The organism is Burkholderia sp. 3C, assembly GCF_054589155.1.
The window spans coordinates 29,728-35,892 of record NZ_BAAILN010000134.1; the positions used below are offsets into that span (position 1 = coordinate 29,728).

Sequence of the window (6,165 nt, forward strand, 5' to 3'; positions counted from 1 at the left end):
CGGGCCGCCCCGCCGTGTCGACGATCCCATTCGACCAGGAGTCATCGCAATGTATAAGAAGACGTCCCGCGTGGCTATCGCAGCCGCCTCCGTTCTGGCCCTCGCCTTCGGCGCCGCCGCGTACGCGGCCGACTCGGCACCGCCGCCCGACGCGCCGCACGGCGGCCCGGGCATGCATCATCACGGCCACCACGGCGGCCCGCTGGAAGTGTTCAAGCGTCTGCACGCGCAACTGAAGCTGACGCCGGCGCAGGAACAGCAATACCAGGCGGCCGAGGCCACCACCCAGCAGAACCGCGACGCGATGCGCAAGAACTTCGAGCAGTCGCGCACGCAGTTCGACGCCGCGCAAAGCCAGCCGATCCTCGATCTCGACGCGATGCAGGCCGCGCGCGAGCAGGTGTTCCAGCAGAACGCCCAACTGCACCAGCAGACCGAAAAAGCCTGGCTGGCCTTCTACGACGGCCTGACCGACCCGCAGAAGACGCAGGTCAGCACGGCGCTGAAGGCCGATTTCGCCAAGATGAAGGCGCGCCACGAGAAGATGAAGGCGCACTGGGCGAATCGCCATGCAGCGAAGGCCGCCGCCGCTTCGGCACCGGCGCAGTAAGTCGATGGCATCCGGCCGGGGTCGAAGCGGCCCCGGTCGAACCCGAAAACGGGGCGATCCGCTTGCGCGGCCGCCCCGTTTCGTTGTTTTTGCGCGTCCCGCGCATGCGCCGGCAGGTTGTCGGCCATGTCCGCGCATTGCCCCGCCTACGGGCGGCATCGTCCGCCATTGCGGCCGATTCGCGCCGCCACCCGCTCCGCCGCACCGGCCCCCGCGCCGCCTTCCGGCACCCCGGCAAACTCCCGAGCACCGATTCGACCTTGCTCGCCGCCGGCTCGGGTAAAATACCGCGCTTTTGGCCGGCCGGGCCTTGCCCGACCGCGCGCCGAAGCCGCCGTGACCGAATTTTGGCTGTCTAGAATACGGCCGGCGCGCGACCGGCAGCAGCCGGCCCGTCAGCGTCGCAAGAGGAAACAGATGAACAAGCTCGCCCTGTGCGCAGCGCTCGCCCTGATGGCGGGCAGCGCCTTCGCGAAGGAATGGAAGACGGTCCGCATCGGCGTCGACGCCAGCTACCCGCCGTTCGAGTCGGTCGCGCAGAACGGCGACATCGTCGGCTTCGACGTGGACCTGACCAAGGAAATCTGCACGCGCATCGCGGTGCGCTGCAAGTGGGTCGCGCAGGATCTCGACGGCATCATCCCGGCCTTGAAGGCACGCAAGTTCGACATCATCGTGTCGTCGCTGACCGTGACCGACAAGCGCCGCGAGCAGATCGACTTCTCCGACAAGCTGTACGACGCGCCCGCGCGGATGATCGCCAAGGCCGGTTCGCCGCTGCGGCCGAGCGTGGCGTCGCTGAAGGGCAAGCGGGTCGGCGTCGAGCAGGGTTCCACGCAGGAAACCTACGCGAAGACGTATTGGGAAACGCAAGGCGTGACGATCGTGCCGTACCAGAACCAGGATCAGGTCTACACCGATCTCGGGACGGGCCGGCTCGACGCCGCGCTGCAGGACGAATTGCAGGCCGACTACGGCTTTCTGCGCACGGCGCGCGGCAAGGGCTTTGCGTGGGCCGGCCCCGAAGTGAAGGATCCGAAGACGATCGGTGACGGCACCGCGATCGGCCTGCGCAAGGAGGACACGGATCTGAAGGCGAAGATCAACGCCGCCCTCGCCGCGATGCACCAGGACGGGACGTACGACAGGCTGTCGCACCAGTACTTCTCGTTCAGCGTGTATTCGGCGAAGTAACCACGTTTCGGCCGGAGCGGCCGCCGCGCTACCCAGCGCGGCCCGCCCGGTACGAGGAAGTCGAAAGCCGCCCGGCGGAATCACCGGGCAGCCCGACACACAAGCACGGGGCGCGCCGCCAACCTGCGGCACGCGTCTTTCGCGGCGCACACGATGCGCCGTCAAGGACCTCATATGTTTCTTTCCGGCTACGGCCCGCTGATACTCTCGGGCACCTGGCAGACCGTCAAGCTGGCGGTGCTGTCGCTGGCGCTGTCGTTCGTGCTCGGGCTGCTCGGCGCGGGCGCCAAGCTCTCGCGCAACCGCATCTCGCACGGCATCGGCACGCTCTACACCACGCTGATCCGCGGCGTGCCCGACCTGGTGCTGATGCTGCTGCTGTTCTACAGCATCCAGATCTGGCTGAACCAGTTCACCGACCTGATGAACTGGGATCAGATCGACATCGACCCGTTCGCGGCCGGCGTCCTGGTGCTCGGCTTCATCTACGGCGCCTACTTCACCGAAACCTTCCGCGCCGCGTTCCTCTCGGTGCCGCGCGGCCAGCTCGAAGCGGGCGCGGCCTACGGCATGTCGAGCTGGCAGGTGTTCACGCGGGTGATGTTTCCGCAGATGATGCGCTTCGCGCTGCCCGGCATCGGCAACAACTGGCAGGTGCTCGTCAAATCCACCGCGCTGGTCTCGATCATCGGCCTGGCCGACGTCGTCAAGGCGTCGCAGGACGCGGGCAAGGGCACGCTGCGTTTCTTCTTCTTCACGCTGCTCGCGGGGGCGATCTACCTCGCGATCACGACGATCTCGAACTTCGTGCTGATGTGGCTGGAAAAGCGCTACTCCGCCGGCGTCCGCAAGGCTGACCTATGATCGAACTGATTCAGGAATACTGGCGCAACTACCTGTATACCGACGGGTATCGCTTCACGGGCGTGACCATCACGCTGTGGCTGCTGGTGGTGTCGATCGCGCTGGGCTTCTGCCTGTCGGTGCCGCTCGCCTGCGCGCGCGTGTCGAAGCGCAAGTGGCTGTCGGGCTCGGTGTGGCTCTATACGTACATCTTTCGCGGCACGCCGCTCTACGTGCAGTTGCTGCTCTGCTACACGGGCCTCTACAGCCTGCATGTGGTACGCGACACGGCCATGCTCAACGCGTTCTTCCGCGACGGCATGCACTGCACGCTGCTCGCGTTCACGCTGAACACCTGCGCGTACACCACCGAGATCTTCGCCGGCGCGATCAAGGCGACCAACTACGGCGAGATCGAGGCCGCGCGTGCGTACGGCATGTCGACCTTCACGCTGTACCGCCGCGTGATCCTGCCGTCGGCGCTGCGCCGCGCGCTGCCGCTGTACAGCAACGAAGTGATCCTGATGCTGCACGCGACCACCGTGGCCTTCACCGCCACCGTGCCCGACATCCTCAAGATCGCGCGCGACGTCAATTCGGCCACCTACATGTCCTTCCATGCGTTCGGCATCGCCGCGCTCCTCTATCTCGCGATCTCGTTCACGCTGGTGTGGCTGTTCCGCTGCGCCGAGCGACGCTGGCTCGCCTACCTGCGCCCGCAAGGCAAATAAAGGCGCGAGGACTCCTGATGAATTCCAAGATGCACAAGCTTTTCGTCGACGATCTCCACAAGCAGTACGGCAGCAACGAAGTCCTGAAGGGCGTTTCGCTGAAGGCGCATGCCGGCGACGTGATCAGCGTGATCGGCTCGTCCGGCTCGGGCAAGAGCACGATGCTGCGCTGTATCAATTTCCTCGAACAGCCGAACGCCGGCCGCATCTTCGTCGATGGCGAAGAGGTACGCACCGCCAAGGACAAGGGCGGCGCGCTGAAGGCCGCCGACACCAAGCAGTTGCAGCGCGTGCGCACCAAGCTCGCGATGGTGTTCCAGCACTTCAACCTGTGGTCGCACATGAACGTGCTGGAAAACGTCATGGAAGCGCCGGTCAACGTGCTCGGGCTGTCGAAGCGCGAGGCCGAGCAGCGCGCCCGCGAATATCTCGAGAAGGTGGGCTTGCAGCCGCGCGTCGAGAAGCAATACCCGTCGCACCTGTCGGGCGGCCAGCAGCAGCGCGTGGCGATCGCCCGCGCGCTGGCGATGCATCCCGACGTCATGCTGTTCGACGAGCCGACCTCGGCGCTCGACCCGGAACTCGTGGGCGAAGTGCTGAAGGTCATGCAGAAGCTGGCCGAGGAAGGCCGCACCATGATCGTGGTCACGCACGAAATGGGCTTCGCGCGCAACGTGTCGAACCACGTGATGTTCCTGCACCAGGGCCGCGTGGAAGAAGAAGGCGCACCGGCCGAGGTATTCGGCAATACCCGCAGCGAACGTCTCAAGCAGTTCCTGTCCGGCAGCCTCAAGTAAGTTCTTTCCCCGAGCACCCGCTCACGCCGGCATCGCGCGCGACACGTTTCGCGCCGCGCTGCCGGCGCTCCCCGCCTCACTCGCCTCCCCTGCGCCTCGTTCGCTTCACGTTGCCCGCGCACGTTCGCTTGCCGCCAACGTGAATCCGCGCACTCGTTTATTAAAAACAACTAAACATTTTCGTGCCGCGCATGAAATCGTCGTCATTTCTTTACGGATAGCTAACGATTCCTGGTCCTGATCGAATTACGCCCGCCGTATTCGGGCGTCAATAGTGGCAATCCTTGACCCCCCTCCCGGAAATCCATGAACGCCTTATCCGGCAAGGACTTGTCTTATTTTTTGGCACCGTTTAGGCGGTGTCCCGGGCAGCGTTTATTGCAATTTGGCGACATCAGCTAGTCAAACAACGATTTTCGTCGCCACCAAAGTGTATTTTTGCTAAATTAGTAACCAAAGTAGCAAAACGAAAGTCGTGAAATGTAGTTTAGCTTCATGACAACAGGAGACCCCGGCTTTGCCCAACCGGCAAAACGGCCTGCAAAGAGGTTAGTCCGCACGCCAGGCAGTGCCTATCCGGCATCGCACGCGGTCTCTCTGGTTATCCCATGTTGACCGGATGCATCCCAAACATCCGGCATGTGCGCAGTTGGTGGGTTGACTTTTTGACAGGGTATGGAGGAGATGATGAAGAAAGCATTGCTCGCGGCAGCACTGATGACTGCCGGAGTGGCGGCGCATGCGCAAAGCAGCGTGACGCTGTACGGTCGTCTGGATGCAGGGCTCGAATACCTGAACGGCGGCCAAGCCGGTCACACGGTCCGCGCGGAAAGCGGCGACTGGGGCACCAGCCTCTGGGGTATCAAGGGCACCGAAGATATCGGCGGCGGCAACAAGGTGGTGTTCCACCTCGAAGGCGCATTCAACACCATGAACGGCAACATGGGCACCAGCGGCACGATCTGGGATCGTTTTGCGACGGTCGGGATCTCGAACGACGCATACGGTACGCTGCTGTTGGGTCGCGAACTCGCGATCGCCAACGGCGTGTGGGACTTCGATCCGTTCGGCCAGTCGAACTGGTCGACGGCATCGCTGGTGCGCGGTCGTAACTGGAACAAGACCAGCAACAACATTTCGTACCAATCGCCGAACATCTACGGCTTCGACGCTTACGGCGTGTACTCGCTGTCGAACCAATCGACCTTCAACGGCGGCTCCGGCGCACCCGGCAGCCAAGGCCGCAGCGATGGCCTGCAGGTGACCTACACGAACTCGCTGTTCCAGATTCGTGGCCTGTTCGACGAAACGCGTGATGGCGTCAACGGCAAGTTCGACGACGTGTTCAACAACTCGCGTGAATACTTCATCGGCGCGAACGTGTTCCTCGGCGCCTTCAAGCTGCAAGCGGCCTATCAGACGTCGCATGCGGACAGCGCCGGCCCGGCAGGCAACGCCGGCATCACGTCGACGCAACAGGCTTGGGGCGGTGTGACGTGGCAAGCGACGCCGGCAGCGGCGATCATCGCGGCGGTGTACCACGTGAACGCGAACAACGGCGGCGGCAACGCGACGATCTACACGATCGGCGGCTCGTACAACCTGTCGAAGCGCACCTTGCTCGACATCCAGGCTGCCACGCTGCGCAACAGCAAGACGGCCAACTTCGGCCTGAACGCGAACCCGTCGGGCACGGCAGTGGCAACCGGCAACCCGCATCCGGGCGGCTCGCAAACGGGTGTCTACGCCGGCATTCAGCACCTGTTCTGATCGCCGGCGCCTGACGGCGTCCAGCGATATACCAAGATCCTCAGTTTCACGCTGCTGCGAGAGGCGCGTATCGGTGCGGTACCCCAACGGGTATCGCACCGTTTTTTATTGGCGCGCCGGGCTTCACTTCGCGCATGCCGCCGAGACGGACACAAAAACGCCAACGGCCCGGATCACCGGGCCGTTGGCGTTTTGCGTGACGACAGCGCAGGCGGCGCTC

Annotated in this window: 6 protein-coding genes; all 6 read left to right on the forward strand. The window is 64.0% G+C overall.

Annotation, left to right across the window (positions count from 1 at the left end):
• Positions 1-49 precede the first annotated feature (49 nt).
• The 6 genes from ACYP33_RS27130 (at position 50) to ACYP33_RS27155 (ending at position 5,945) form a co-directional block, all read left to right on the forward strand.
• Complete coding sequence (locus ACYP33_RS27130) at positions 50-610, forward strand: periplasmic heavy metal sensor (RefSeq protein WP_459624584.1); 561 nt, start codon at positions 50-52, stop codon at positions 608-610.
• A gap of 417 nt (positions 611-1,027) precedes the next feature.
• A complete protein-coding gene (locus ACYP33_RS27135) occupies positions 1,028-1,804 on the forward strand; it encodes an ABC transporter substrate-binding protein (RefSeq protein WP_459624585.1) in 777 nt (258 codons plus the stop codon).
• Positions 1,805-1,978: 174 nt separating this feature from the next.
• A complete protein-coding gene (locus ACYP33_RS27140; RefSeq protein ID WP_414451230.1) occupies positions 1,979-2,668 on the forward strand; it encodes an ABC transporter permease in 690 nt (229 codons plus the stop codon).
• On the forward strand, positions 2,665-3,378 hold the full coding sequence (locus tag ACYP33_RS27145; protein ID WP_414442781.1) for an ABC transporter permease: 714 nt from the start codon (positions 2,665-2,667) through the stop codon (positions 3,376-3,378). The genes ACYP33_RS27140 and ACYP33_RS27145 overlap by 4 nt, the downstream gene beginning before the upstream one ends.
• A 17-nt stretch (positions 3,379-3,395) precedes the next feature.
• Positions 3,396-4,175, forward strand: a complete 780-nt coding sequence (locus ACYP33_RS27150) for an ABC transporter ATP-binding protein (protein WP_459624586.1) — start codon at positions 3,396-3,398, stop codon at positions 4,173-4,175.
• A 684-nt stretch (positions 4,176-4,859) separates the two neighbouring features.
• Entirely contained in the window at positions 4,860-5,945 is a 1,086-nt protein-coding gene (locus ACYP33_RS27155) for a porin (protein WP_414442783.1), read from the forward strand.
• The last annotated feature ends 220 nt before the right edge of the window (positions 5,946-6,165 follow it).